General features: G+C 42.1%; 30 protein-coding genes. 11 read left to right on the forward strand and 19 right to left on the reverse strand.

Features of this window, described 5'->3' with window-relative positions:
- Nucleotides 1-21: 21 nt before the first annotated feature.
- The 7 genes from panC to sfsA all read right to left on the reverse strand — a co-directional run bounded on the left by panC (nucleotide 22) and on the right by sfsA (nucleotide 6,098).
- Nucleotides 22-870, reverse strand: coding sequence for a pantoate--beta-alanine ligase (gene panC, locus PSH54_RS09770; RefSeq protein ID WP_004586087.1), 849 nt, complete (start codon nucleotides 868-870; stop codon nucleotides 22-24).
- Nucleotides 870-1,664: a 3-methyl-2-oxobutanoate hydroxymethyltransferase gene (gene panB / locus PSH54_RS09775; RefSeq protein ID WP_024033191.1), complete on the reverse strand. Its 795-nt coding sequence runs from the start codon at nucleotides 1,662-1,664 to the stop codon at nucleotides 870-872. The genes panC and panB overlap by 1 nt, the downstream gene beginning before the upstream one ends.
- Before the next feature lie 30 nt (nucleotides 1,665-1,694).
- Nucleotides 1,695-2,180, reverse strand: coding sequence for a 2-amino-4-hydroxy-6-hydroxymethyldihydropteridine diphosphokinase (folK, locus tag PSH54_RS09780; protein WP_029773910.1), 486 nt, complete (start codon nucleotides 2,178-2,180; stop codon nucleotides 1,695-1,697).
- A gap of 4 nt (nucleotides 2,181-2,184) precedes the next feature.
- A complete protein-coding gene (pcnB, locus tag PSH54_RS09785; RefSeq protein WP_004586090.1) occupies nucleotides 2,185-3,516 on the reverse strand; it encodes a polynucleotide adenylyltransferase PcnB in 1,332 nt (443 codons plus the stop codon).
- 234 nt (nucleotides 3,517-3,750) lie between these two features.
- Nucleotides 3,751-4,695: a tRNA glutamyl-Q(34) synthetase GluQRS gene (gene gluQRS, locus PSH54_RS09790; protein ID WP_024033189.1), complete on the reverse strand. Its 945-nt coding sequence runs from the start codon at nucleotides 4,693-4,695 to the stop codon at nucleotides 3,751-3,753.
- A 16-nt stretch (nucleotides 4,696-4,711) separates the two neighbouring features.
- Nucleotides 4,712-5,155 (reverse strand): RNA polymerase-binding protein DksA, encoded by a 444-nt coding sequence (dksA, locus tag PSH54_RS09795; RefSeq protein ID WP_004586092.1) that lies wholly within the window; start codon nucleotides 5,153-5,155, stop codon nucleotides 4,712-4,714.
- Nucleotides 5,156-5,381: 226 nt separating this feature from the next.
- A complete protein-coding gene (gene sfsA, locus PSH54_RS09800) occupies nucleotides 5,382-6,098 on the reverse strand; it encodes a DNA/RNA nuclease SfsA (RefSeq protein ID WP_064384729.1) in 717 nt (238 codons plus the stop codon).
- Nucleotides 6,099-6,218: 120 nt separating this feature from the next.
- Between sfsA and pepB the strand changes: the two genes are divergently transcribed.
- Both pepB and PSH54_RS09810 read left to right on the forward strand, forming a co-directional pair.
- A complete protein-coding gene (pepB, locus tag PSH54_RS09805) occupies nucleotides 6,219-7,514 on the forward strand; it encodes an aminopeptidase PepB (RefSeq protein WP_273606039.1) in 1,296 nt (431 codons plus the stop codon).
- Between the two features lie 182 nt (nucleotides 7,515-7,696).
- On the forward strand, nucleotides 7,697-8,263 hold the full coding sequence (locus PSH54_RS09810; RefSeq protein WP_004586095.1) for a phosphoribosyltransferase: 567 nt from the start codon (nucleotides 7,697-7,699) through the stop codon (nucleotides 8,261-8,263).
- A gap of 144 nt (nucleotides 8,264-8,407) precedes the next feature.
- On the opposite strand, the gene PSH54_RS09815 is transcribed toward PSH54_RS09810, so the two are convergent.
- The gene (locus tag PSH54_RS09815) at nucleotides 8,408-9,064 is read right to left on the reverse strand and encodes a Crp/Fnr family transcriptional regulator (RefSeq protein WP_004586096.1); all 657 of its coding nucleotides are present in this window, start codon (nucleotides 9,062-9,064) and stop codon (nucleotides 8,408-8,410) included.
- A 489-nt stretch (nucleotides 9,065-9,553) separates the two neighbouring features.
- Between PSH54_RS09815 and PSH54_RS09820 the strand changes: the two genes are divergently transcribed.
- Nucleotides 9,554-9,784: a YgjV family protein gene (locus tag PSH54_RS09820; protein ID WP_096041230.1), complete on the forward strand. Its 231-nt coding sequence runs from the start codon at nucleotides 9,554-9,556 to the stop codon at nucleotides 9,782-9,784.
- Between the two features lie 50 nt (nucleotides 9,785-9,834).
- Here the strand turns inward: PSH54_RS09820 and PSH54_RS09825 are convergent, their stop codons facing one another.
- From PSH54_RS09825 to PSH54_RS09850, 6 genes are all read right to left on the reverse strand, one after another.
- Complete coding sequence (locus PSH54_RS09825; RefSeq protein WP_004586098.1) at nucleotides 9,835-10,512, reverse strand: FlgO family outer membrane protein; 678 nt, start codon at nucleotides 10,510-10,512, stop codon at nucleotides 9,835-9,837.
- 119 nt (nucleotides 10,513-10,631) lie between these two features.
- Nucleotides 10,632-12,287, reverse strand: coding sequence for an amidohydrolase (locus PSH54_RS09830; RefSeq protein WP_273606040.1), 1,656 nt, complete (start codon nucleotides 12,285-12,287; stop codon nucleotides 10,632-10,634).
- A 131-nt stretch (nucleotides 12,288-12,418) separates the two neighbouring features.
- The gene (locus tag PSH54_RS09835; protein ID WP_004586100.1) at nucleotides 12,419-12,655 is read right to left on the reverse strand and encodes a calcium-binding protein; all 237 of its coding nucleotides are present in this window, start codon (nucleotides 12,653-12,655) and stop codon (nucleotides 12,419-12,421) included.
- 8 nt (nucleotides 12,656-12,663) lie between these two features.
- The gene (locus tag PSH54_RS09840) at nucleotides 12,664-12,900 is read right to left on the reverse strand and encodes a calcium dependent protein (RefSeq protein ID WP_024033183.1); all 237 of its coding nucleotides are present in this window, start codon (nucleotides 12,898-12,900) and stop codon (nucleotides 12,664-12,666) included.
- Nucleotides 12,901-13,188: 288 nt separating this feature from the next.
- The gene (locus PSH54_RS09845; RefSeq protein ID WP_273606041.1) at nucleotides 13,189-13,416 is read right to left on the reverse strand and encodes a hypothetical protein; all 228 of its coding nucleotides are present in this window, start codon (nucleotides 13,414-13,416) and stop codon (nucleotides 13,189-13,191) included.
- A gap of 25 nt (nucleotides 13,417-13,441) precedes the next feature.
- Nucleotides 13,442-13,675 (reverse strand): calcium dependent protein, encoded by a 234-nt coding sequence (locus PSH54_RS09850; RefSeq protein ID WP_004586103.1) that lies wholly within the window; start codon nucleotides 13,673-13,675, stop codon nucleotides 13,442-13,444.
- 301 nt (nucleotides 13,676-13,976) lie between these two features.
- Here PSH54_RS09850 and PSH54_RS09855 point away from each other — a divergent pair, with 301 nt between their 5' ends.
- The 4 genes from PSH54_RS09855 to PSH54_RS09870 are packed head-to-tail and all read left to right on the forward strand — an operon-like array spanning nucleotide 13,977 to nucleotide 17,827.
- Nucleotides 13,977-15,431, forward strand: coding sequence for a sensor histidine kinase (locus PSH54_RS09855; RefSeq protein ID WP_273606042.1), 1,455 nt, complete (start codon nucleotides 13,977-13,979; stop codon nucleotides 15,429-15,431).
- 1 nt (nucleotide 15,432) lies between these two features.
- The gene (locus PSH54_RS09860; protein WP_273606043.1) at nucleotides 15,433-15,954 is read left to right on the forward strand and encodes a hypothetical protein; all 522 of its coding nucleotides are present in this window, start codon (nucleotides 15,433-15,435) and stop codon (nucleotides 15,952-15,954) included.
- A gap of 2 nt (nucleotides 15,955-15,956) precedes the next feature.
- Complete coding sequence (locus PSH54_RS09865) at nucleotides 15,957-17,306, forward strand: sigma 54-interacting transcriptional regulator (RefSeq protein ID WP_273606044.1); 1,350 nt, start codon at nucleotides 15,957-15,959, stop codon at nucleotides 17,304-17,306.
- Nucleotides 17,307-17,326: 20 nt separating this feature from the next.
- On the forward strand, nucleotides 17,327-17,827 hold the full coding sequence (locus tag PSH54_RS09870) for a DUF1543 domain-containing protein (RefSeq protein WP_024033177.1): 501 nt from the start codon (nucleotides 17,327-17,329) through the stop codon (nucleotides 17,825-17,827).
- A gap of 8 nt (nucleotides 17,828-17,835) precedes the next feature.
- Here the strand turns inward: PSH54_RS09870 and PSH54_RS09875 are convergent, their stop codons facing one another.
- Nucleotides 17,836-18,063, reverse strand: coding sequence for a hypothetical protein (locus PSH54_RS09875; protein WP_004586108.1), 228 nt, complete (start codon nucleotides 18,061-18,063; stop codon nucleotides 17,836-17,838).
- A 125-nt stretch (nucleotides 18,064-18,188) separates the two neighbouring features.
- Here PSH54_RS09875 and PSH54_RS09880 point away from each other — a divergent pair, with 125 nt between their 5' ends.
- Nucleotides 18,189-19,439 carry a multifunctional CCA addition/repair protein gene (locus PSH54_RS09880; RefSeq protein WP_273606045.1) on the forward strand — a complete coding sequence of 417 codons (1,251 nt, stop codon included), beginning with the start codon at nucleotides 18,189-18,191 and terminating at the stop codon, nucleotides 19,437-19,439.
- An 8-nt stretch (nucleotides 19,440-19,447) separates the two neighbouring features.
- Here the strand turns inward: PSH54_RS09880 and PSH54_RS09885 are convergent, their stop codons facing one another.
- The 3 genes from PSH54_RS09885 to pdsR form a co-directional block, all read right to left on the reverse strand.
- Nucleotides 19,448-19,612, reverse strand: a complete 165-nt coding sequence (locus PSH54_RS09885; protein WP_024033174.1) for a hypothetical protein — start codon at nucleotides 19,610-19,612, stop codon at nucleotides 19,448-19,450.
- Between the two features lie 141 nt (nucleotides 19,613-19,753).
- The gene (gene pdsS, locus PSH54_RS09890) at nucleotides 19,754-21,889 is read right to left on the reverse strand and encodes a proteobacterial dedicated sortase system histidine kinase (protein WP_273606046.1); all 2,136 of its coding nucleotides are present in this window, start codon (nucleotides 21,887-21,889) and stop codon (nucleotides 19,754-19,756) included.
- Nucleotides 21,889-22,578, reverse strand: a complete 690-nt coding sequence (pdsR, locus tag PSH54_RS09895) for a proteobacterial dedicated sortase system response regulator (protein WP_273606047.1) — start codon at nucleotides 22,576-22,578, stop codon at nucleotides 21,889-21,891. The genes pdsS and pdsR overlap by 1 nt, the downstream gene beginning before the upstream one ends.
- Before the next feature lie 200 nt (nucleotides 22,579-22,778).
- On the opposite strand from pdsR, the gene pdsO reads away from it, so the two are divergent.
- The 3 genes from pdsO to PSH54_RS09910 are packed head-to-tail and all read left to right on the forward strand — an operon-like array spanning nucleotide 22,779 to nucleotide 26,135.
- Nucleotides 22,779-23,510: a sortase-associated OmpA-like protein PdsO gene (gene pdsO, locus PSH54_RS09900; protein WP_024033170.1), complete on the forward strand. Its 732-nt coding sequence runs from the start codon at nucleotides 22,779-22,781 to the stop codon at nucleotides 23,508-23,510.
- Between the two features lie 46 nt (nucleotides 23,511-23,556).
- Nucleotides 23,557-25,539 carry a marine proteobacterial sortase target protein gene (locus PSH54_RS09905; protein WP_273606048.1) on the forward strand — a complete coding sequence of 661 codons (1,983 nt, stop codon included), beginning with the start codon at nucleotides 23,557-23,559 and terminating at the stop codon, nucleotides 25,537-25,539.
- Nucleotides 25,536-26,135, forward strand: a complete 600-nt coding sequence (locus PSH54_RS09910; RefSeq protein WP_273606049.1) for a class GN sortase — start codon at nucleotides 25,536-25,538, stop codon at nucleotides 26,133-26,135. The genes PSH54_RS09905 and PSH54_RS09910 overlap by 4 nt, the downstream gene beginning before the upstream one ends.
- Here the strand turns inward: PSH54_RS09910 and PSH54_RS09915 are convergent.
- Nucleotides 26,024-26,989 (reverse strand): DMT family transporter, encoded by a 966-nt coding sequence (locus tag PSH54_RS09915; protein ID WP_054982757.1) that lies wholly within the window; start codon nucleotides 26,987-26,989, stop codon nucleotides 26,024-26,026. The two genes, PSH54_RS09910 and PSH54_RS09915, sit on opposite strands and share 112 nt — an antisense overlap.
- Between the last annotated feature and the right edge of the window lie 4 nt (nucleotides 26,990-26,993).

The raw sequence follows: 26,993 nt of genomic DNA on the forward strand, positions 1-26,993 counted from the left end.
TAACGTTGAACTGCGCTTTTGTTAAATCTCAACTTGTAAGTTGTCGATTAATCTAACATTGCCTAAAAAGGCGGCAGCTAAAATAACAAGTTGTGTATCATCAAGTGTAGCAGCTTTTAATGTATCTCGTTGAGCTATCTCAAAATAATCTGGCTTTAAGCCGGCTTGCTCTAAACTAAGCTGTGCGCTTTGCTCAAGTGCTTTGTAATCGGTATTACCTGCTTTGAGCTGCTCAGCGCAGCTGTTTAGTGTTTTAAATAATGCGGTAGCCGTGGCTTTTTGCTCTGCAGATAAATAGCCATTTCGCGAGCTCATAGCTAAGCCAGAAACTTCACGCATGGTCGGTACACCAACAATTTCAACCGGAATTGATAAATCGCGTACCATGGTTTTAATCACTTGCAGCTGCTGAAAGTCTTTTTCGCCAAAGCATGCATAATCTGGTTGTACTAAATTAAATAACTTAGTCACTACCGTGGCAACGCCTCTAAAGTGTCCTGGGCGCGTGCCGCCACAATACCCCATAGATACGCCTGGTACATCTACAAAGCTTTGCTCACCAAGCCCATTTGGGTAAATGGTGTCTACGCTTGGGGTAAACACAATATCGGTGTTTAAGTCGGCTAAGCCTTGTTTGTCTTCGTTTAATGTACGTGGGTAGCTATCTAAATCTTCGTTGGCACCAAACTGCATTGGGTTGACAAAAATACTCACAACCACTTTATCGGCCATTGTTTTTGCTTTTTCAACCAATGAAAAGTGGCCGCGGTGTAAGTTGCCCATGGTTGGCACTAAAGCCACGCTTAAACCTGCTTGGCGCCAAGCTTTAATTTGACTACGTAATGATTTAATTTCAGTAATTGACTGCATTATTTAAACTCATGTTCGGCGCTTGGAAACGCGCCACTTTTAACGTCTGAACAATATTTTTTAACTGCATCTGGCATGTTGCCAGTTTCCAGTAAAAAGTTTTTAGAGAATTTAGGAATGTATCCTGCCGAAATACCGACTAAGTCGTGCATTACCAGTATTTGGCCATCCGTTACATTACCAGCGCCAATACCTATGGTAGGAATGGTGACGGCATCGGTAATGCGTTTAGCGAGAACACTTGGGATACACTCAAGCACTAATAATTGGGCACCTGCGGCTTCTAGGGCTTTTGCATCATCAATCATTTTTTGCGCTTTGTCGTCTTCGCGGCCTTGAATTTTAAAGCCACCAAATACGTGTACTGATTGCGGCGTTAATCCTAAATGGCCGCAAACAGGAATACCTTGCTGCGTTAAACTTTTAATGCTGTCGTAAAGCCATTCACCGCCTTCAAGTTTTACCATATTAGCGCCTGCACGCATTAACTCTGCTGCGTTTTTACAGGTGTCGCTAACGTTTGAATAGCTCATAAAAGGCATATCGGCTATTACAAAAAGCTCACGGCTGCCACCGCGTACACAGCGGGTATGATAGGCTATATCTTGATTGGTTACGCCTAGGGTATCGTCGCCACCTTGCAGCACCATGCCCAAAGAATCGCCAACTAAAATAACGTCCACACCGTTATCATGAAATAACTTCGCAAAACTGGCATCGTAAGCGGTTAATGCGGTGATTTTGTTATTTTCTGCTTTCATTTTATTTAAAGTAGAAACGGTTATTTTAGACATAATATCCTCGCAGGCATAAGCCTTGGTTAATTACAGAGGTAATTGTTGTAAGTCGTTGAGCGGTAAGTCTTGCGCAATGGTTTTTAATGCAATGCCGCTTGGTAAAATCAGTTCTGGGGCAAGCTCAAGTAAAGGGTAAACTACAAACTCACGTTCGCACAGGCCATAATGTGGCACAGTTAAGCGCTGGGTATTAATCACTTGCTGACCAAACAGTAAGGTATCTATATCGAGCGTACGCGGCCCCCAACGTTCGGCTTTTCTTACCCGCCCATGTTCAAGCTCTATGGCTTGAGTTAAATCAAGTAATTGCTCAGGTTCAAGCGCGGTTTTAATACACGCTACGGCATTTACATAGTCGGGTTGATCTTGTGGGCCCATTGGTTTGCTTGCATAGTAATGCGATACACTTATAAATTCACAATGAGGCAGCTTTTTAAGCGCACAAACGGCGTTATCAAGCTGCTCTTTGGGTGAGTTTAGGTTGGCACCTAAACCCAAATATACACACTGCATGCAATTACTCGGCTGGCTTTTTAGTGGTGCGGCGGCGCGGACGTTTACGTGGTTTTGGCCCACCTTGGTGGCCTAGGTTTTTTACCATTTCTTTTTGGCCATTAATATCTAGGCTCAAGTATTGTGTCCACCACTGGGCAAGCTCACTATGTTGGTGCTCACCGGCATCCACACGTAATAATAAAAAGTCATAAGCGGCTTTAAATCGTGGCTGCTGGGTAAGTCTGTAAGCGCGTTGGCCGGCACGTTTATCTAAACGTTGCTGTATATGCCAAATGTCGCGTGCGCCTAAGGTAAAGCGTTTAGGTACTGCTATATGCTGGGCATTTTCGCTCAGTACTTTATTCATGGCTTGAGCAAAGGCATCAAAGTAAGACAGCTGTTCTTGTTGTTTAATTTTAGTTGTGCGCTCAAGCAGCGGAAACCACATTAAAGCAGCAAATATAAACGCAGGCGTTACTTTTTTATCTGCATTAATGCGTTTATCGGTGTTTTGAAACATTTGCTGAATAAACGCCGCTTCTAAGCCGTCAGGGTTTTTATCTAAAATTTTATCAAGCACCGGAAATAACGACTTAAATAAGCCGTATTGGCGTAGCATTAAATAGTTAGCTTCGGCTTTGCCGTTTAAAAACAGCTTTAGAACTTCTTCAAATAAACGCGCTGGCGGTATGTTATCAAGTAGGCTGGCAAGCGCAGTAATTGGCTTTTCGCTTTTTGGCGCTATGCTCATATCAAGCTTAGTTGCAAAGCGTACCGCACGTAGCATACGTACAGGGTCTTCGCGGTAGCGTGTTTCTGGGTCGCCAATTAACTCAATTTGTTTTGCTTGTATGGCCGCTAAGCCATTGGCGTAATCGTATATACAAAAATCGTTAATAGAGTAATACAGCGCGTTGATAGAAAAATCACGGCGCTCGGCGTCTTCTTCAATGCTACCAAACACGTTATCGCGCAGTAACTGCCCGTGCTCGCTTGATTGGCTAATTTGGTTTTTGTCTTCTTGCGCTTCGTGGTGCCCGCGCATGGTGGCTACTTCTATAATTTCGCGACCAAAAACAATATGTGCTAAGCGAAAACGACGGCCAATTAGGCGGCAATTTCTAAATAGTTTTTTTACTTGCTCTGGGGTGGCATTGGTAACAACGTCAAAGTCTTTTGGTTGTTGACCTAACAATATATCGCGAATACAACCACCTACAAGGTAAGCGTCGTAACCACCGTCTTTTAAACGGTAAAGTACTTTGATTGCATTTGGGCTAAATTGTTTACGTGAAATACCATGTTCGCCGCGTGTTACAACAACCGGTTCATCACTTGTTTGAGTGCTTTGCACATCGGCATTTGGGCCGATTATTTGCCTGCAAAATTGAAAAAGCTTGGAAATAATAATCTGTCTCCTACAGAAATGATGATTGGCTGGTCATCGCAATCAAAAAGCACATAAATTAGGTATTATAGTGCGGTGCTTTGTATTTATTGTAAATAGCCTCTATTTAGGCGGCTATCATATACCAGCGCGGTATAAAAATTAAGTTGATGGACTGAAATTAAGCCGTTTTTAAGTTTTTTATTTGCTTAAATGCGTAAATTTAGTGCTGTTTGGATGCTGACCTTGCGAAATTTGAATTTCGGGTATGTTTGGCACCGCTGTTAAGCTAAATTCGTTAATAGCCCACGCCATTAATTGCTCCACAGACAAATCATTCAATTGGCTATGCACAGGTAAGTTTAAAAATTCAAACGCATCAATAAGCGCAGGTTTTGGGTTGTCTGTGCTAATAGCGGGCGCATAATTTTGTTTAGAGAGTTTAAAACCAGGCTCGGCCACCGCAAGGGGTAAATGTGCGTATTGGGGAATGGGCGCATTAAGCTGTTTAAATAAACTTATTTGCCGTGCTGTAGGCTCGATTAAATCGGCGCCACGTACCACACGATTAATACCTTGCTCAATGTCATCAATAACCACCACTAGCTGGTAGGCAAATAATCCGTCACTGCGCTTTATTATGTAATCTTCATGGGCTAATGCACTATTTACAGTAATATCGCCTTGAATCAAATCGTTAAAATGGCATGTAGGGTGCTGTTGGCTAAGACGAAGTGCGCCTTGCTCTGTTGATAAGTTAAGCGTTTTGCAGTGACCTTGGTAAATGCCACCCATGGCTTTTATTTGTTTGCGAGAACAGCGACAACCATACACACATTGTTGGTGAATCAGCTTGTTTGTTACCTCTTGATAAAGAGGTAGGCGCTGAGTTTGATAAACAACGGATTCGTCCCAGTAAAGGCCGTAGGCTTGTAATGTATTTAGAATATGGGTGTCGGCATTTTTAACCACGCGGGTGGTGTCTATATCTTCAATGCGCACTAACCATTTACCCTGATTTACTTTAGCATCAAGGTAGCTGCCCACAGCCGCCACAAGTGAGCCAAAATGAAGTGGCCCAGAAGGAGACGGTGCAAATCGACCGCGATAGTCACGCTTTGGCGTGGTAACGGCTGTAGGAGACATAGTTAACTAATTTTAATTAACCGCGCCCAGCTTGTTTTTCTTTAATTTCTGCGAGGGTTTTACAGTCTACGCATAAATCTGCAGTTGGACGCGCCTCTAAACGACGAATACCAATTTCGATTCCGCATGACTCACAAAAGCCAAAATCATCTTCTTTAATTAAGATAATTGTTTTTTCAATTTTTTTGATCAGTTTACGTTCGCGGTCGCGAGTACGAAGTTCTAAAGAGAACTCTTCTTCTTGCGCAGCGCGGTCAACTGGATCAGGAAAGTTGGCAGCTTCGTCTTGCATATGCGATTTCGTGCGGTCAACTTCATTACGTAAGTCGTTACGCCACGCTTCTAAAATCGCTTTAAAATGAGCACGTTGTGCTTCATTCATATACTCTTCGCCCGGCTTTTCTTGGTATGGTTCTAAACCGGCTTGAGCCAATAAACCATGTCTTTGTTGGTCTGGCATAACTCTCTCCTAAATCCTTAATTTAATGCCTCAGCATTAGCCGGCGGTATAAATAGCAGAATCTTATACCCTAGGCAAATTTATTTTTTAATTAATCGAATTAGCTTCAACCAGTGTGTTGACTAAAAAGGCTCATATTTTAATTTTGATGCTTTATTAATCGTTATTTCGGTATTTAAACTTGCCTAGTTATATGGGCATAAAGTTTAAAAGCAAGTTAAATTTTTTATTTAAAGGCCACTTTCTCACTAAGCGTTACTTCACTTGGCGAAATAGATGCCTTATAAGCGTATACCTCCACGCCTTTTTTAATCGCGTGGTTTAATAAGTCGCTGTATTTTTTATCTATGTGGCTTGCTGCACTCACAATATTAATACCTTGGTGTAAAACAGCGAACAGTAATACTGCGCGGTGGCCTTGTTCGATCATTTCTATTAATTCGCGAATGTGTTTTTGCCCACGCACGGTTTGCGCATCCGGAAAGTAGCCTTGCCCACTTTGTGGTGCGGTTTCGCTTAACAAGGTGACTGATTTTACCTCTACATAGCAAGCGGGTTTATTGTCGCCGGTGAGTAAAAAGTCGATACGGCTGTTTTCGCTGCCGTATTTTACTTCACTTTGAAGCTGCTCGTAGCCGTTAAGCTCTGTGATAACCTGGTTGTTGATAGCCTCTTCGACCACTTTATTTGCCACGGCGGTATTAACACATATTAACTGCGAGAGGGAGTTTTGAGTGAGCTCTAACGACTGAGGGTATTTTCGTTTACTGTTATCGCTGGTTGAATAAAAAGCGCTAAAGCCGGGCTCTGCGCAACCTGTCATTTTACCGGTGTTGGCGCAGTGGGCGGTAAATTCAGTTCCATCGTTAAGTTGGAGATCGGCTAAAAAGCGTTTATAGCGTTTTAATAACGTGGCGGGCTGTAAAGCTGGGGTGTATTTCATTTAAATTCCAATGCTAAACGCTGCAGATGCGTTGGTTTATGTTATTTATCTCAAGCTGTTGGGAACTTGTACTCACTATAGTAAACTCGGTGGCACATTTAAGTGTAAGGGTATTCTAACATGAGTGAAAAATTTGTTGTTCAACTAAGCGAGCAAGCAGCACCAAGCCATTGGGGCGAAAACGCGGCGTTGTCTTTTAACGAGCAAGGCGCAACGGTTCATTTATCTGAGCAAGAAACATTAAAAAATGTTCAAAAAGCGGCGCGAACAATTGCAAGCCAAGGTGTTAAACAGGTTGAGCTTGCGGGCGATAAATGGTGCACAGAAAGCCAATGGGCTTTTTACCAAGGTTTTGTAACACCTAAATCATTACATGGTGTTGAATTTGTTGATAACGCACAGTCAGATCTAACCGAGCTTGCGCATTTAAAAGCCTCAGCTACGTGGGCACGAGAAATGGTAAACGGCACAGCCGATGACATTTACCCTGAGAGCCTTGCTGAAAAAGCCGCCGAATTTATTCAATCGTTAGCGCCTGAACACGTAAGCTACCAAATTATTAAAGGCGATGCGTTATTAGAGCAACAGTGGATTGGTATTCACGCTGTGGGCCGTGGCTCTGAGCGTCCACCTGTTTTACTTGAGCTTGATTATAACCCAACAGGCGATGAAAACGCGCCGGTAAGCGCAGCGCTTGTAGGTAAAGGTATTACGTTTGACTCTGGCGGTTACTCAATTAAATCTAGCGAAGGTATGCTAGGAATGAAGTGCGATATGGGTGGCGCGGCAACGGTAACAGCGGGTTTAGCACTGGCTATTAATCGCGGTATAGAAAAACGCATTAAGCTATTTTTATGCTGTGCAGAGAACTTAATTTCGGGCCACGCTTACAAACTAGGTGATATTTTAACCTACAAAAATGGCACAACCGTTGAAATTGTAAACACCGATGCTGAAGGGCGTTTAGTACTTGCTGATGGTCTAATGGCTGCAGGCGAAACTGGCGCAGAGCTAATTATCGATGCGGCAACACTAACCGGTGCTGCACTCGTTGCTGTAGGTCAAGAGTACAACGCATTATTTGCCCTGGATAAAGAGCTGGTACGCGAAGTAGAAGACTTTGCATCGCAAGAAATGGAAGCTGCATGGCCTCTTCCGCTTGAAAAATGGCACCAGCAAAACTGCCCATCTCCATATGCTGATACGGCAAATAGCCGCGCTCAAAAAGGTGGCGGTTACGGCGGCGCATCAAATGCAGCAGGCTTTTTATCTCGCTTTGTACCAAACGATGGTAAAGGTTGGGTACACATTGATTTAGCTGCAGCATTTAATATGGGTAGCACTAGCCAATGGGCTGCAGGTGCAACTACGCAAGGTATGCGCACAGTGGCACGTACATTGTTAGAAAAAGCTTAATAGTCCGTAACTAGGCGTTTAATACATAAAATAGGCACCAATTGGTGCCTATTTTGCTATTTGCAGGCAAGCAATTTATTTTTATTTACGGTAAAATCCTTCGCCAATACCTGTTTGGGTGTTTAATTATTGGCTAAAGTGCCTACACTCAAATGTTATACTCACCACTGGGGTTCTAAACTATGTCAGATAAGTGCTACATCACAGCTCAACAGCTACTTGAAGATTCATTCCGCGTAGCGGCACAAGTTTATAAAGATGGCTTTCGTCCAGACTTTATAATTGGTATTTGGCGAGGTGGTGCACCTATTGGTATTGCTGTGCAAGAATACTACGATTACAAAGGCATTGAGACTGATCACATTGCGGTGCGTACGTCGTCTTATTACGGTATTGGCAAGCAATCTAAAGAAATAAAAGTACACGGCCTACACTACATTGTAGAAAACGCTAATGCAGGTGACTCATTGCTTATTGTTGATGATGTGTTTGATTCGGGCCGCAGTATATTTGCACTAAAAGAAAAGCTTTCTGAGCTTATGCGCTTAAACTTACCACGCGATATTCGTGTGGCATGTCCGTACTATAAGCCTAAAAACTCAAAAGTAGAGATGGTGCCAGATTACTTTATCCATGAGTCAGAAGAGTGGTTAGTGTTCCCGCATGAGTTATCGGGTTTAACGCCAGATGAAATAATTGAAGGTAAATCTGATTTAGTAAATATCCAAGATATTTTATTAGATAAGTAATTGCCTAAGCGTTAAGTAGGGGTTTATTTGCGCGGGGGCGTGTTTGAGTACTCGTTTTAAATAAATTGCTGCTATAGCGCAGTGCTAATAAATACCACAAAAACTAAAAAAGGCCATTACGGCCTTTTTTTGTGTCTGATTTTTTTATAGCTGCGCAAAACTGTCTACGTAATCACTTAAACTTTGTGTATCGACCGCTTTTAGCCCATGGGAGCTGCGCTGCACTAAGCCTTTTTCAACAAGCTCGGTAACTACGCGACGATAAGCTCGCTCAGTGGTTGCAAAGCGCTCTGCTTCGGCGTTAACGGTTGGGTATGCGCGCAGTAGCGTTGGGTTATTGTTCTCGGCTCGTAGTAAGCAGTCTTTAGCTATGTTGTAGCTTAAAGGCAGCAGTAACTTATCTAAATTAATTTTTTGGTTTTCTTGAAATTTAGCCGCAATGGTTTGCGCGGTGTATAAGCTCAGCTCTGGCTTTTCGAGTAGTAATGCTCGCCAGTGGCGAAGCTCTATTAAATTATAGGTTACATCGCTAAAACAGGTAACCGTATAAATACATGGGTTATTGTTTAGTGCTTCTATTTCACCAATTAGGGTGTTGTTGCAATCTAATTGGCCTAACAATAGGCGGCGTCCGTTACCCACATCATAACTAAATGAAATAGTACCGCTGCGCACCAGCACAAGTTTACTAAGTGGTTGATCTTGGTGGATCAGCACTTCTTTTTTTGATTGTTGATAGCTACTCCCTGCAAAAGTGAGTAATTGTTCAACAAGGTAACTAGAAAAATGGTATTGAAACATCAATATGCTCTTCGGACAATTGTCCTATTTATTACACCTTAATGACGATATTATTAAGGCTCTAAGAATTTACGCTAACTTGCTACTGTATTTAGCCTTGCTAAGTACGTAATACCTTCATTTCCCGTGTAATGATTTAGGAAGCTATTGGCTACAACCAATATACTTTTTAAGGTTTTTTAAGCAAGTTAGTTTTTTTATTTTATACCAATCAGCCTAATAATTAAGTGATCAATTTTAAGGCTAGGAAAACGTGTTGATAGCTAGGCAAAAAATAGCTATTTAGTCGTTCTCGGCAATTGCTCCTGCATTGCTCTACCTTCTGCATCCATGCAGTCGTAAATGAGCATTTTTTAACGCAGGTAGCGACACGTTTAGCCCCGCAAAATGATTGAGTATTATTGCGCATTGGTATTAAACGTTGTAACACTGACAAGTGCCACACGTTAGCATTGGCGTAATGCTAACCTAAAGGGTAGGAGAGAACAATTGAGTTGGGAATATTTAGGTTATATTGCATCAGCTTTCTTGGTTGCATCGTTAACAATGACCGATGTAGTAAAACTGCGTTGGTATAATATGTTTGGTTGTATTGTATTTACTATTTACGGTGTGGCTATTGGTGCAGTGCCTGTTGCGTTTACTAATGGCTTATTAGCGCTGGTAAATATGTACCATATTGTAAAGCTCTACCGACAGCCTAAAGTCAAAGAAGCGTGAAGCTAAAAATTCAAAAAAAGGGTTAACATTTAAGTTAACCCTTTTTTGTTTTAAAGCACCGCGTCTAAGACAATGCCATCAGTTCTACGAGTTGGATAAAGTGACTCAACAACAAAGCTTGGGATAAATCCTTTAGCTGATGAGACCACTACTTTAGACTTTGCCCCAATAATACGAGCGTTAACTATTACACCACGATTCGTGTAAGTTAGAGTGCCTGATAAAGTGTATTCAATATGCGGGTAACCTTTAATTTCTTTACCATTACGACTAAACGAGAAATCACCTAACGGGGTTACATGCACAGCGCCTGTGTGTTTGTAATCAACTACCGATAAGCCAAACTCCTGCATTTCAGTAATAAAGCTTTCAGCCAAGTGATTACCAAATATATTTGTGGTTTGTAAATTGTCATCTAAGTTCACAAACGAAGTAATTGCAACAGGCGTTCCACTGTTGATGTAGTTCATATTCTCAATCAGCTTCATTGCTAATTGTTCTGTATAGTTACTTAATAATTTACTGCTGTTAATAGGGCGGTAGTTATTTTCTGGGAACTGCCAGTTATTTACGCGTGGCTGATGAACGTCTGTGTAACGATTATGGCTATTGTGATGGCCAATATTATTATGCGAAGCGTGGCCATTATAAACTGGGTGAGTAGAGCATGCACTAAGTGATAAAGTAAAAAGAGCCGATAAAGTAAGAGATAGTTTTTTAGAAAACATGTTTTCTTCCTGAAACATAAGAGATTTTTAAATTCCCTCACTTATCGACACACTTTTTAATTACTTTAGTAAATATCCATAATTACTTTGTTTATTTTTAAGTTTGTATACTTTGTAAGCTATTCTTTTTTAAAGCGTAACTCTCCAGCTACCCAAGTCTGTAAAACCTGTGTTTTATAAATCTCATCGACAGGGACTTTAAAGTAGTCTTTGTCTATTAAAATAAAGTCTGCCCATTTTCCGTTTTCTAAGCTGCCTATTTTAAACTCTTGGTGTGCTGCATACGCGCCGCCGAGGGTAAACGCTCTTAGGGCTTGTTCGCGGCTTAGCACTTCGCTTGCGCGCCAGCCGTTCTCAGGCAGCATATTATGATCCATACGGGTAATGGCTGAATAAAAGCCATCAAAAGGGTTTGCCAGCTCGACTGGGTAGTCAGAGCCTGCTGCAATCACAGAGCCTTGCTTTAAAAATGTTTGCCATGCATATGCGCCTTGTAATTGGCTATCGGTTAAGCGCTGCTGAGCCATATGCATATCTGAGGTGGCATGCACAGGCTGCATAGATGGAATGATTTTAAGAGCTTTAAAACGCGGAATGTCATCAGGGGTGACTATTTGCGCGTGTTCAATACGGTTACGCAGTAACATACCGCCCGTTTGCTTAAACACGTTTTGATAAGCATCAAGTACCACTTTATTTGCCTTATCACCAATTGCATGAGTGTTGGCGCTAAAGCCATTTTTGAAGCTTAAAGTAAATAATTCTTCAAGCTTGGCTTGGGTTTCTAGCATCAGGCCGTGGTGGTTTTTTCTATCTGCGTAGTCATCAATTAGCGCAGCCCCGCGCGAGCCTAATGCACCATCGGCATATACTTTTACACTGCGGATAGACATAAACGATGCAGCATCTTGATAGCGCCCTACCTTAAGCATGTGTTTTAAATCGGGGCTAGCAGCACTTAGCATGGCGACTATTCTTAGTGGCAAATTACCTTGCTCGCTGCGCTCTTTGTAAACTTCCCAGGTGGTTTTATCAATACCGGCATCGTGAGTAGAGGTAATGCCTAAGCTTAATAAGTGCGCGCCTGCGGCATCTAACGAGTCGCTTATAGCTTGTTTTGAAGGGGCGCTCATATGCTGGGTAATTAACGACTCGGCCTTATCAACAAAAATACCGGTTGGATTACCAAATTCATCTTTAATAATTTCGCCGCCGTCAGGGGCTTGAGTGGCTGCGGTAATACCGGCCAGCTCTAAGGCTTTGCTGTTAACCCAAATTGCATGGCTGTCAACGCGCGAAAGTACCACTGGGCGGTCATTGACTACTTTGTCTAAGTCTTTGGCGGTAGGAAAGCGCGTGTCGCTCCACAGCTCTTGGTTCCAGCCTCGCCCTAGTATCCAGCCTTGTTTATTTTTCGCAAATTGTTCTAGCTTTGTGGTTATTTCAGCGACCGATTTAGCGCCGCGGACATCAAGTTGCGATAAGTTATCGCCAAGGCCAATTACATGCCCGTGAGCGTCAATCAACCCTGGCAGTAACGTATTACCTTTGGCATCAATAAGTGTGGCATCAGGAAAAGTGTTTTTAAGCGTATCATCTCCAGTTTTAACAACTTTACCGTTTTTAATCACTAAAGTAGAAAACGTTTGAATACCACCTTGGTATAAGGGAGTGTAACCATTAGCGTTGTAAATGACCTGCGTTTGCGCAATCGCAGTGCTGCTTACAAATAAGCCGGCAAGCAGTAGTGGGTTAAATAGTTTTTTGAGTTGCATAAGTTGGTTATTTTTTATTGTTAGTAAAATAACACTAGCAAACTCACTTTTAGAATACCAATATGTTGAGGTAGATAGCTTAAAAGCGTAAGGGCTGTTAAAAATTTAGCGCTTACGCTTATAAAAAAGAGTTACTTACTGGCGTATATGCCATATTCCGAAAGGGTAAGTCTGCCGTCTTTATCTTTATCATAACTTGAAAAACGCGACCAAAGGGCGGGGTCAATGGCGGTTTCTGAACGGGTTAAAAAGCCATCGTGGTTACGGTCAAACTTTTCAAATTTATCGGCAACTTCTGTACTTTGGCCAAGGCTTACATCGCTAAAAAGGCCCAGCGCAACAAGCGCTAAATAGCTTACGGTCTTCATACTTATACTCAGTAAAGGTTATTGGTTAAATAGTCTTTAAACTCAAGAAGCGAGATTTGTTTGTCTTGGTTTTTATCCCAGCGAGTAAAGGTGCTGAGTAGCTGAGGCTGTGGCTCTAATTCGTCTTCTGTTAAGAAGCCGCTTTTATTGGCATCAAGGTGATCAAAACGTTGTTTAACATCTAACGCAACAGCATTAAAGCTGATCATGGTAATAGCGATAACACTAAAAAAAACACACTTCATGGTTTTCCTTCCAACATACAGTGTTTGTAGATTAATAAAAAAAGCACTTGCCATAATTTAACTTCCCAACATTAAATCCGTTTACACATTCCCTCAGGGATTATGGCAAATGCTTTTGAAACCTACCTTACTAGATAAAAGCTTAAGTAAAACTTAATTAACTTCAGCTGTGGATAATAAATCTATTTTAAGCAGCCTGTTTAGCGCTAACTGATTAAAATTTCTAGCCAGAGAAAAAGACTTAAACATCGTTACTATTGAGTTTGTTATTAAAGCGCTTAATCACAATTAAGGTTTAAAATTTTGAAACTCTTCTTTAGAAATTTTCTTGTCTTGGTTTTCGTCTAAATCGGCAAATTGTCTCATTACTTCTTTATCTTGTTTGGCTTCTGCAAGCGATACTGAACCATCCATATCTTTGTCTAAATGAGCAAAGCGAATGTTGACAGAAGAGGCTAAAGCCGTGGCGCTAATGGCTAAAAACATTAATGCAAATGCTGCGATAAGTTGTTTCATAATCATGTTCCCTAATTAAATGAATTTACTGAATAAACTTTTTGAATTCACTTAGCGACAACTGGCCATCTTGGTTAGTGTCTATTTGTGAAAAGTTTTCGTGTAGTACGGCATCTTCACCCGCTTCTGATTCGCTAAGTGTGCCGTTACTGTCTTTATCTAGCTCATTAAAAGTAGCTTGAACGTCCATAGCTATTGCATCTGTGCCCATAAACCCAAAAGCCAGCATGGGTAAAATTACTAAAAAGCGGTTGTTCATTTAATTTCCTTATTGATTAAAGTTGCACTCACTATTACAAAAATAATGCCAATTTAAATAGGTGTTTAAAATCAGTAGTTTATATTTTTTATGGGGCGCAGGTCGGAATTTTTTACTTAAATGTGTGTTATTTTTGCAACAGGCGGTACGTACTATTAGTAGTTAACAGAGTTATCAATAGCTTAGTGTGTTGCTAAATAGCAACAAGTGGTTATATTGGGTTAAATATAGAAGTTGATTCAGCGAGAGTATAAGGTAAGTAACTAAAATAGGGCGCTTAAAATAATAAAAGGAAATGATAATGCCTGTAACGTTGGCTAAAAAGTATCGTGCAATGCTTAATTGGCGGCCTAACTTAATAGGTCAGTTTATAATTAGTATGTTGCTGTCGTTACTGCCGCTTAGTTTAGTGGTTATTGTTTTTTTAAATGCGTTAAACAAACAGCTCGCTGTTACTCAGCTTATTGTCAGTAATAATTACCAAGTTACTAAGTCGTTTAATTTTTTAAAGCAAGAGCTTAATAGTCTAGAGCGGGCAACGCGACAAAACTGGGTGTTAAAAAGCGAGTCGCTCGACACGTTAATAAACGAAAAATGGCAATCCTCCTTACAAACAATCGACACGCTCAGCCAAGCCAGTGCCACACAGCAATACACTATGCAGTGGCGTCGCTTAGCAACAACATTGCGTAGTACTCATCAAGCTTTAATTGAAAATAACCAACAAGATGCTGCATTGTTTGTGCCTATTAGCGATTTAGTGGCTGAGCTTACGGTGTGGTTGCGCGATACGAATGCAGCACAAATTCAAAACAACCAAAGTGAATTAAGTACTTTACAAAGCTCGTTTATTAACTGGTTAGTGGCGCTTATTCCGCTTACTTTACTAGTGGGTGGGGGCTTTTTATGGCGCATAAGTAAGCGCTTAAAAGGGCTTACGTCGGTAATAGATAAACTAGGACAAGGCCACTGGCAGCAAAAAATTGCAGTGCAAGGCTCAAGTGAGCTGGTGGAATTAGGCGAAAAACTACAATGGGTGCAAGAGCAGCTACATATGCTTGAGCAACAAAAAGATACCTTTTTACGCCATGTAACCCACGAGCTTAAAACGCCGTTGGCTTCAATGGTCGAGGGCACCGATTTACTTAGCGATGAAATAGTCGGCCCCATTACAAAAGAGCAGCAAGCTGTGCTTGAGCTTATTAGCCAATCTATGGTGCGTTTGCGCACTATGATTGACAGCCTACTTAGTTATAACGCTATCAGAACCAGTAAAGACAGCGTTAGCGAAGTCGAATTTGGCAATTTAATAAATAAAATAAACAGCCATTTTGAGCACCGCTTAACGGCTAAGCAGCAACGCTTAAATTGGCACAACAGCATAACAAAACAGCCACTTGCATTACCCGCAGAGCTGATAGAAATGACCCTCATTCAGCTCATTTCTAATGCATTAAAATTTTCAAATACAGGGCAAAGTGTTGATGTAACCTTAGCAGTTGAGCAAAAGCTATTAATAATGCAAGTGCGCGACGAAGGCTGTGGTATTAAAGAGCAAGAAAAAACTCAGATATTCAGCGCATTTTACCAAGGCAAGCATAATAAAGATGTTACGCTGCAAGGCAGTGGCTTAGGTTTAACCATAGTAAAAGAGTCGGTTGAGCAACTGCAAGGCCAGCTTAGTGTTGAGCATAACCAGCCCCAAGGCTGCTTATTTACAATAAAAATACCTTTAACTAATCAAGGAGTTTTATAGCATGCGTACGCGTTTAATAGCTATTTTATGTGTGCTCAGTAGTACGGTTGTTTTAGCTGGGTGTGAAACAAATAACACACAAACAGCAGCAGTGTCGCAGGAGGTTGAGCCTGCAAAAAATACGATGCCAAATCCTAAAAAGCGCCCTAAAAGTGACCCCGTTTACCCCAGTGCAGAACGTGTTGTTGCATGGCATGCTAATCAATGTGGCGGTTTTAAAGTAAAGCCAAGCCTACATACTTATTTAGGTGAAAAAGAGCTAAAACGTTTTTTTAAATTCATGTGTGTTAACACCTCACGTGCACCAGAGGAGGTAATGACACGATTACAAAAACTCGATTTAGCCTACTTTTGGCCTGAGCCAATAAAACAATATTTATGGCTTCAAAAGCAGCATGTTACTCGGCAAATAAATGCCCTAAAAGAGCAACAGGCGTTAAATGACAAAATGCAGCAAACGTTATCGTCTTTAGCCACCATAGAGCAGCAGCTATTACTACGCGAAGACACTAAGGAGCAGTAATTATGGCAACACACACACCACAAGGTGCAAAAGTATTACTCGTTGATGACGATGCAAGTTTACTTAAATTACTCGCGCTAAGAATCGAGTCTAAAGGGTATGACGTAACAACCTGTGAAAGCGGCATACTTGCATTACAAATTCTTAAAAACCAAGTGTTTGATGCAGTTATAACAGACCTGCGTATGGACGAAATGGACGGTATGGCCTTACATCGCCAATTACAAAGCCGCTACCCAGCACTGCCGGTTATAATGATGACTGCGCATGGCTCTATACCCGATGCGGTGGAGGCGACAAAACAAGGTATTTTTGCGTTTATTACAAAACCGGTAGATAAAGACGAGCTGTTTGACAGCTTAGCCAAAGCCATTGAAATACATGGCGTAAACGCAGAAGAATCGCCCCAAAAAAGCAATATAGTAACGCGCAGTGGCGCTATGTTGCACCTCCTTGAGCAAGTAAAGTTACTGGGGCCAACCCAAGTAAATGTACTTATTTCTGGCGCCAGCGGCACAGGTAAGGAGCTGCTGGCTCAGGCGATTCATCAACACAGCCATGTAAGTGAAGGGCCTTTTGTGGCTATTAACTGTGGCGCAGTGCCTGGGGAGCTTTTAGAGTCAGAATTATTTGGCCATAAAAAAGGCGCATTTACAGGGGCGGTGAAAGATCACCAAGGTTTATTTCAGCAAGCTCAAGGCGGCACCTTATTTTTAGATGAAATTGGCGATATGCCGCTTAATTTACAAGTTAAGTTACTGCGTGTACTGCAAGAAAAAACCATTCGCCCGGTGGGCTTTCAAGAAGAAATTCCTATTGATGTGCGCATTGTATCGGCCACTCACAAAAATTTACCCGATGCGATTAGCAATCAACAATTTAGGGAAGATTTATACTACCGCCTAAATGTTGTTAATTTAAAATTACCGCCGCTGTGTGAGCGCCGAGAAGACATAAGCCTGCTCGCTCAGCACTTTAGCGCAAGTATTGCTAAACGTATGAACCAAAAAGAAAAGCGCTTTGCAAACGATGCCATGCATGCACTAGTACGTTACGACTGGCCTGGGAATATTCGCCAGCTACAAAATGTTGTAGAGCAAGTGGTCGCATTGAGCGCCAGTGAGGTAATTTCTGCACACTTAGTGTTAAACGCACTTAACTCAAACGAGGCCAGTGCAGAGCCGCTTTCTCTAAATGATGCCAAAAAAGAGTTTGAGCGCGATTATGTAATAAACACCCTCAAAATGGCCGGCGGTAACGTAGCCGAAGGCGCAAAGCTTGCCAAACGTAATCGTTCGGATTTTTATAAGTTAATAAAAAAACACAATATTGATGTCGATAATTTAGTGTAATTTAAGAGTAAGGTTATTAAATGCAGTTATTTATGGTGTATCTGGGCGGGCGAATTCAAGGCTGCCACATAGAAATGCACGATATTCGCTTTGTCGTAGGGCAAAGCATTGAGCAAACTTATTCAAAGCTAAAAAGCCAATGGGTGGGCGATAAAAACAATGTGCATATGGACAGCTACATGGCAATTAACCATATCGACGGTTATAAAGTAGAAGTCGTTGATACCTACGTTGAGCAAAATAAGCAGCTGTATTTTGTTAATTTAGGCGCTTACAGAAGCGACTCTATGGCTGAGCAACACGACTTTGCATTGTATGTTGCCAGTAGCGCAGCAGAGGCCAAGCAGCGCGCTAAAAGCGATTTGCTTGCAGGCCTTAGCCATATTCATAAAGATGATTTACATGATGTAGATGACTGCTTTGCTATAGACCTGCTCGACAGCCAATTAAATATTAAGCTTACGCCAAGTGGGCATGCTCAACCAATAAAACCAGATTGGTTTGGGTATTATATTCTTTAACAGTAAAATTAAGAGTCTTGCTCGCTTTGCTCATTGGCTTCGCTTTTAGCTGCCATTTTAAATGCCACAATAACTAGGCCAAACATTGCAAAGGGTAGCGCTGCCAACATGTATTCAACCATGTTGCTATCTTGAAAGTTAGCCTGTAGTAAAAAGTGACCCGCCACGCACATTACAATAACCACAAGTAATATAGGCAGTAGCATAAGTTCTTTTTTTGATGAATGATTTTTCATTGAGTATAAGGCTGTGGCTTAAAATAAAGCGCTATTGTAATGAGCTTATTTAAGCTTGGCAAACTATGGCTATTTTAATGGTATGATCGACATCAAATAACCACCCAGTGTGATTAGGATAAACAGTGAAACACAACCTTAAGCAAGTTTACCTTGTTGGTGGCGCGGTACGCGACCAGCTACTTAATATAGCATCAAAAGATAACGACTATGTTGTTATAGGCGAAACACCCCAAACTATGGAGTCGCTTGGTTTTGTGCCTATAGGAAGTGATTTTCCGGTTTATTTACACCCAAAAACAAAAGAAGAATACGCCTTGGGTCGCACCGAGCGAAAAAGCGGTAAAGGCTATACCGGCTTTGTGGTAGATGCCAGCCCTAATGTCACCCTTGAAGAAGATTTAGCACGGCGCGATTTAACCATAAACTCAATGGCACTTGATGAAAACGGTACCGTTATTGACCCTTTCAATGGCCAAAGCGATTTACACAATAAAATACTGCGCCACACCACAGAAGCCTTTGTAGAGGACCCGGTAAGGGTATTACGCATAGCGCGTTTTTTAGCACGCTACGGAAGCGAATGGCGTATTCACCCAAGTACTTATGCATTAATGCGCGAGCTTAAAAACAAAGGTGAGCTTAATCATTTAGTGCCCGAACGTGTATGGCTTGAAACCGAAAAAGCGCTGGGTGAAAAACACCCTGAACTGTATTTTCAAGCATTACATGGCTTAGGTATTTTCCCTGAGATAGAGAGTATGCAAGGGGTGCCGCAACCTGCAAACCACCACCCTGAAGGCGATGTGTTTGTTCATACTATGTTGGTACTTAGGCGCGCTGCCGATTTAAACTTTAATTTAGAAACACGGTTTGCGGCACTCACTCATGATTTTGGTAAGGCACTGAGCTTTAAAAAACGCGGTAATTTACGCGGCCATGAACGCGAAGGGGTAGCCGTAGTAGAAAAGTTTTGTGAGCGTTTAAAAGTGCCTAATCGTTTTCGTGATATTGGCGTACTCACCAGCGATAATCACACCTTATGTCATACGCTTGAGCAATTAAGGCCACAAACGATTCATAAATTAATTGTTACTAATTTAAATGCTTTAGTGCACCCAGAGCGATTTATTGCGTTTACCCAAGCATGCCAATGTGATGCGCAAGGGCGCGGAGAAACACTTGTAAATAAGCCCTATCAGCAAGGGGCTAAGCTGCGTGCAATTTTTAATGAACTACAAAAAATGGATAAAAAGCAGGTAGTGCAAACAGCACTTAAAAATGGCAAAAAAGGCCCAGAAATAGGCGAAGAGGTAAAACTGGCAGAAATAAACTGCATTAAAGCGTTTTTACAAAACGAGCAAGCAACGCAATAGGCAATACCCTAGCTGAGGTATTCTGACACGCCTTCGTTTTTAACTTGTTCTGGCTGTCGTAAGTTTTTATATGTAGAGGTGGCAGGCTCTGAAGGTAAGCTAGGTGCTTGCTCTTGGGGCCTGTATAGATCAAAAATAAATTCGATCTCTTCACGCTCAAGTGGGTTGTTCATGATCTATTCTCCTTAATTAGCGTTCAGGGTATGGCCGTTTGACTGAATTAAAAGTGAATAGTTACATTTTAAGTTGTAGTAAATTGTAATCGATGTGCAAAAAATAAGGGCGGCTCAGCAGGGCGCCACTTTATGCACAGCCTAGCTTTGTAAAGGCAGGGTTACTTTAAACACCACGCCATTACCGCACTCGTTGTTTTGCGCAGTGACACTGCCTTTATGGTAGTCACACACCAGCCTTACAATATAAAGCCCTAAACCTAAGTGCGGTTGTTGCTGCATCTGCTGGCTACGTACCGACACCATAGAATCAAAAATATGCTCAGTTAGCCCTTCAGGCAGGGCGGGGCCTGTATTACTCACTGTTAATATTGCTTTATTTTCGCTCTGCTTAAGACCTACATTAATAGCCGTATTTGCTTCACTAAATTCCAGCGCATTATTAATAAGCTTATCAAGTAGCTGAGCTATAAATTCGGGGGCACCTTGCATAGGTAAAGCGCTTTGGCATACATCAAGCTCAAATAACTGCTCTGGGTAAGTAAGCTGGTAGCCTTGCATACAGCCATTAATTACTTTTTGTAAATCAAACGGCTCGCTCTCGTTGCTTTGAATGCTTTGTTCAAGGCGCGTGGCTTCGCTCATGGTGGTTATTATTTTACCTAAGCGCTCTACCCCTTCACTTGCTCGCTCTAGGTATTTTTGGCTAAGGTCATTTTGCTCCAAGCTTTGTAGGTTTTCTAAAGAAGAGCGAACCACAGCCACCGGTGTACGTAGCTCATGAGATAACCGCGATGACATATTTTCTAAATAATTCGTGTACCCGCCTAAGCGGCCAACAATATTGGCAAAACTTCGTGAAAGGTCGCCAATTTCATCGTTTGAGTCGCTGTAGTTAATACTGCCGGTAATGCGCCCTTGGGCATCAATGGCTTGCTCTGCGGTGTCGCGCAGTCGCCTAATGCGGCTCGAAATACGCGAGGCAAAAAAGAACAACGTAACGGTGCCAATTAGCATCACCGCTAAAATAACGTTAAAAAGCTTTTCCAGCGATTTATTACGCAGGGTGCGTACACCGTTAGTGGTTTCCTCGGCGATTACTGCGCCAATCACTTTATCTTCTATCCAAATAGGGTATGCCGCCGATAAAATAACGGCTTTACTGTCGGGGGTTAACCGCCAAGACGACGCTGGTTGCCCCTTTAGTGCCTTAGCTAAATGCGTGCCCTGCATTGAGGCAACATCGTGCAGGGTATCTAAAAATTCGTTTTCGGGGCGAGTTAAAATTTTATAATAAAGTGGGTGCAAATACGTTTGCTCAAAGCGTTGCCAGGCATTTTTAGGCGGCTGGTTTTTAAGACCGTCGGCCCATACGCCATCGGCATTTTGAATTGTGCCCGACTGCGCTAATACGCGATGATGATTATCAACCACCCAAATACGGCTACCACTGTGACCCATACCTTTTAAAATTCGGTTAATTTCTGGTGAGGGCACCAATACTGAGCCTAAATCGCTTGGGTTATTTAAATTAGAGGTCGACATTGTTTTAAAATTGAGCGGCGCTTTTTTTGTGTCAATATCGACCACGGCAAAGCCTAGCTTGTTACCAAGCATATTTATAGGAAAGCGCAGCTCTACGTTATATCCCGATTCAGTGCGTATAAAATAGCCCTGAATTTTTGTAAACGGTGTTTTGGTATTAGCATCAAACGCATTTACCCAGCCATCTTGGCGTGGGGCAATAATGTACGTATTAAAATCTCCGGCTGGGCTTTTTAGGCCAATTATTAAATGGTCGTTATTAGTAATGCTTAAACTATTTTTAGCACGATATACAAGGTGATCGTCAGTTACTTTAAACACGGCATATAAATAGTTATCAAATTTTCCAACCATATGATCAAACGATAAATCCTCAGCTTTATGCTCCTTGTCTGCTTTTTGTAAATAGCGTTTATCGTAATGCCAAAAGAGTGGTTGATAGCTTTGCCAGTCGCTCAGTTTGCCATCGAGTTGAATGGCGTTTTTAAGATTGTACGCATATAAGTCGCGCCCTTTTACTACCTGATCTAAAAAGTTGGTTTGCTCATCAAAAAGGGCTGGGCGTTCATGCAGGGCGGTGGCGAGCGCCCGTGTGGTGCCTACGAGGGTTTTTTCTTGGCCTTGGCGTAAAAACTTTTCCATTTCCCACACGTACTCGTAGCCTAGCCAAGGCAGTAAAAACAAAAAACACGACAGTAATATAAATTTACTGCGCAGGCCAAATCGTAACATTAGCGTTGTTCCCACCTGTAGCCCATGCCGTACACCGTATCTATGCAGTCAAAGTTTTTATCAAGGGCGATAAACTTTTTACGAATGCGTTTTACATGCGAGGTGATAGTGCTGTCGTCTACGTAAATTTTTGCATCGCTCATTAAATCGTTACGGCTTTTTACATGGCCTGGGCGCTGCGCAAGTGAGTGCAACATCCAAAATTCGGTCACGGTTAAATCAACCAATTGCTGCTGCCAAAATACTTGCATGCGCTGGGTGTCGAGCGTTAACTGGCCGCGTGTAATTAATGCATTGGCATCGGCGGGCTGCTCAAGCGCTTCCATGCGTCTAAATAGCGCGCCTATTCTGGCAGCCAAGTGGGCTAAACTAATATCTTTTGTTAGGTAGTCATCGGCGCCCATACGCAGGCCACACACGGTATCTATTTCGCTATCGCGGGCGGTTAAAAAAATAATAGGCAGTGTTTTAGAAAGCGTACGCAAGGTTTGGCAAAGTAAAAAACCGCCGTCTATTTCGTGACCTAAACCAATATCAACAATGGCTAAATCGGGTAGGGCGTCTTTAAATGCAATCTCTGCGCTGACGCGATCAGTAAAACCACTTACCTGATAACCTTGGGCGCTAAGCATTTCAATATAGTTTTCGCGGATGGCGGTTTCATCTTCAATGATGGCTATTTTTTTCATTCTACTCACCCTTATTTATTTTAAAACGCACTATATCGAAGTTTTTCAGCTATGTACGGTTAAAAAGGCAATTGCCATTTTTTTGCCACAATTGCTCAGCGGTTTGCCATTTTTGCTCCCCTTTGTTGCCACTTGCAGCTGTTTTAATACAACCATCAAAACAAAACATCACAAATTAAAACAAGTTTAAGGATTACATTATGAAGAAGACATTAATCGCATTAACGCTAGTAGCCACAGTGTGTACACCTGCATTTGCAGCAGCCGCTAACACCCCTTCTAAAGAAGCACATAAAGAAACTGCCATCGGCTTAGGTACTGGCGCCATTATTGGTGGTGTCGTTGGTGGGCCAATTGGTGCTTTTATTGGCGCATTTGCCGGGGGCTTAATTGGTGATTCAAAAGTAGCCGATGACAAAATTGCCCAGCAGCAGAGAGCAATAACAGTGATGCAGCAAAAAACCAGCGACTATCAACAGGTGCTTAATCAAAACAATAGGCTAGAGCAGCAGTTAGATGTACTGACTAATCAAAATGAGCAGTTAACACAATCGCAAATAAATAACTTACTTGCCATGACAGTACAATTTAAAACCGGCTCAAGTGCTATTGCCCCGCACTTTGCTACACAGTTAGACCAGCTTGTGGTGCTGTTAAAAAATCAGCCGCAACTAGCATTAGATTTAAGTGGCTTTGCCGATCAGCGCGGTGATGAGCAAGCGAATCTTTTATTGTCTAAAAAACGTGTAAACGCAGTGCAAAGTTACCTTATAAAGCACGGTATTAGCCATACACGTTTAAGTGCGCACGCTTTTGGCGAGCAACAAACATTAGCGCGCAGCAATACCGTAGAAGATAACTTTTTTGATCGACGCGTAACACTGACTACCCGCTCAATAAACCCAGTAAATGGCCAAACGGCAAGTAACTAAAGCCACTTTTATTTGTGTAAAGTTAAGCGTTCGATGGAGTGATTTTATGTTGAGTAACCCAACCAAAATGCTTACTAAAGTAAGCATTTTTATTTTCTTAGTGGCTGTGCTTCTGGTTAGTTTTAATAGCCGTGCACAGTCGCCCAAGCTTGAACTTTTTGACAGCAGCGGCGCATCTGTCGCGCCGGCAATTATATTAAAAAGCGATGCCAACATGACCCTAACCGGGCTGATAAATCACGTGGTTGTTAAGCAAACTTATCAAAACGATAATCCGTTTGCGGTAAATGCGCGTTATGTGTTTCCGCTACCTGATGAAAGCGCCGTACATGCGATGACGATGCGCATAGGTGAGCGAGTCATAAAAGGCCAAATAGATAAAAAAGTAGAGGCCGAAAAAAAGTATCAGGCAGCTAAAAATGCAGGCAAGCAAGCCGCACTTGTACGCCAGCAGCGCGCTAATATGTTTATTACTAACGTGGCAAATATAGGCCCTGGCGAGCAAATTGTGATAGAGCTTGAATACCAAGAGATCATTGATTACAGCAATGGCACCTTTGCTATTCGCTTCCCAAGTACTATTACGCAGCGCTATCACACAATAAACGCAAATATTGAAGCTGAGCAAACTAGCCTAACTCATGCTCCTCAGGGGTGGTTAAGTCCTGTGTATAGCAAAACGCAGCACAGCGAAGCGCCAAGCAGCCAATTTAGTTTAAATATTAATATAGATGTAGGCTTAGAGCTTGTAGATATAACGTCTAAATTTCATCATGTTGAAGTACAAAACCCGGCCTTTGGGCAATATACGGTTGCTTTAAATGAGCAAACGGGGGCTAATCGCGACTTTGTACTTGAGTTTAAACCGCTGCAAAAAGAAAGCGCACAAGCAGCATTTTTTACCCAGCAGTTTGAAAACGGCGACCGGTACGGGCTTGCTATGCTAATGCCGCCAGCAGATCACTTTACACAAACGCAGCGCCTACCTCGCGAAATGGTGTTTGTTGTAGATACCTCAGGCTCTATGCACGGGCAATCTATGGAGCAAGCTAAAAAGGCCCTGTTTTATGCGCTGTCTTTGCTTGATAGCGATGACAGCTTTAACATTATTGGCTTTGATAACATGGTTACCCCTATGAGCAATAAACCCCTTATTGCTAGTGACTTTAACTTACGCCGCGCTGAGCGCTTTATTTATAGCCTAGAGGCCGATGGTGGTACCGAAATACAAGGTGCACTTGATGCGGTACTTGATGGCAGCAGCTTTGAAGGCTTTGTACGCCAGGTGGTGTTTTTAACGGATGGCAGTGTGAGTAACGAAAATGCCTTATTTAAAAATATTCAACGTAAATTGGGTGATAGCCGCTTATTTACTGTAGGCATTGGCAGTGCACCCAATAGCTTTTTTATGCGCCGCGCAGCTGATATAGGTAAAGGATCATTTACGTTTATTGGCAGCACAAATGAGGTGCAGCCTAAAATGCAGCAGTTATTTGATAAGCTTGCTCATCCCGCTATCACTAATTTAGCACTTCGCGATGAAAGCACTCACAGTTTAGATTTTTGGCCATCTCCTTTGCCTGATTTATATTTTGGCGAGCCAATAATGGTGGCTATAAAACTAAATGATACGAATCAAATTACGCTTAGTGGGCAAACCGCTCAAGGCCCTTTAAATATAAAACTAAGCGCACAAAATAGCGCCAACGCAAAAGGGATTGATAAGCTGTGGGCGCGCCAAAAAATTAAATCGTTGCTTTTGTATAATGACCGACAGTCAGTTAAAAATGAGGTGCAAGGGCTTGCGCTCACACACCAACTACTGAGCCCGTTTACTGCTTTTATAGCTATTGAACACACTCAAATTAACGAGCCTGCAAAGCAAACGGCACTGGCTAAGAACGCAGCGCCACAAGGACTGGCTATGCGTTTACCACAAACCGATGGGCAAAGCCGACTGTACATATTGCTGGGCTGTATTTTATTACTTGGCTATGGCGCGTTTAAAATAAACCGAGGGCTTAAATGAAAAAGTGGCTAAGTGCGGGCTTATTAATCGCCGGGCTGGGGCTGTTTTCTCATGGTGCTTATATGCAAGCCAAGGCATGGCTTGCCCAAGTATTAATAGAGCAGGCCTGGCAAGAGGCGCTTATTACGCCACACGCTCGTGTTAAACCGTGGTTTTACGCCGACAGCTTTGTAACCGCGCAGCTTAAATGGCCTGTGCATAATAAAGTGCTTAGCGTTTTAGCTGGGGCAAGTGGTCGTAATTTAGCATTTGCACCAAGCCACTTTTTACCAGGAGCAAAGCTTGGAGATAAACATGGCGGTGCGTTAATAGCGGGTCACAACGATACCCACTTTGCATTTTTAAAACACACCAAAATGGGTGAAACGTTTACGCTGCAGCTGCAAAGTGGCGTAATACAGCATTATAAAGTGAAAGGGATTGAGGTAATTCATCAATCCCAACAGGCCTTTTTACAAACCCCAGGGCTTTATTTATTAACCTGTTACCCTTTTGACTCGCTGGCATCAGGTACTGATTTAAGATGGCTAGTATCGGCCGAGTTGATAGGGTCATCGCCAGCTTCATTAAGCGGTATATCTACCACCAGCTCTTGATGTCGTTGGCTTATCATCACCCCTGCAAAAACAACAAATATACTCACCCATTGCCAAAAATCGAGTACCTCACCCAAAATAATGGCCGATAAAATAAGCGTAAAAATAGGAATTAAATTTGAATAAGCTGCAGCCGTTAATACCGACACTTTGCCAATTGCATAGTTATACATACCATAGCCACCTAAGGTGACAAACGAGCCTAAATACAAAATGCTCATAAGGGCGGTTAGGTCATGCTGGTTTTCGCTTGGTAAGTCGATAAAAAATAAAAACGGTGCAAAAAACACACTGCCGCTTATGCCTTGTAAAGCAATTAGCGTTAACGGCGAGTAGCGATTGGCTAAGTGCTTAATGCTAATGGTGTAAAACGCCGCGCATACCATGGCCATAAGCTCTAAAAAGTTACCCAATAATGGATTAGGGGCCTGATCGGTATTTGGTGAAAGCAAAGTAAGTAAAATACTGCCGCCAATACACAGGGTAAACCCAATCACAATGGCTTTACTTATATACTCTTTAAGCATAAAAAACGCCATCAATGCCACAATAATAGGCAAACACGAAACAATAACTCCCGCCTGAGAGGCCGAGGTGTATTCCATTGCGTGGCCTTCAAATAAAAAGTACAAGCATGGCTCTGCGAGCGACATACCTAATAAGTACTTCCAATCGCCTTTTAAATACTCAAACCTAATTACATAACGCCATAAACACAGCGATAAAACTAAGGTGGTTAGCATGCGTAAAAATATAACTAATGCAGGGTCGTAAACGGCAATAGCATACTTAAGTGCAATAAAGGAGCTACCCCATAAAAAGGTGGCAATAATTAGGCATAAACTGGCTGGCATAAAT

This window comes from Pseudoalteromonas sp. Angola-30 (genome assembly GCF_028599215.1).
GTDB lineage: Bacteria > Pseudomonadota > Gammaproteobacteria > Enterobacterales > Alteromonadaceae > Pseudoalteromonas > Pseudoalteromonas atlantica.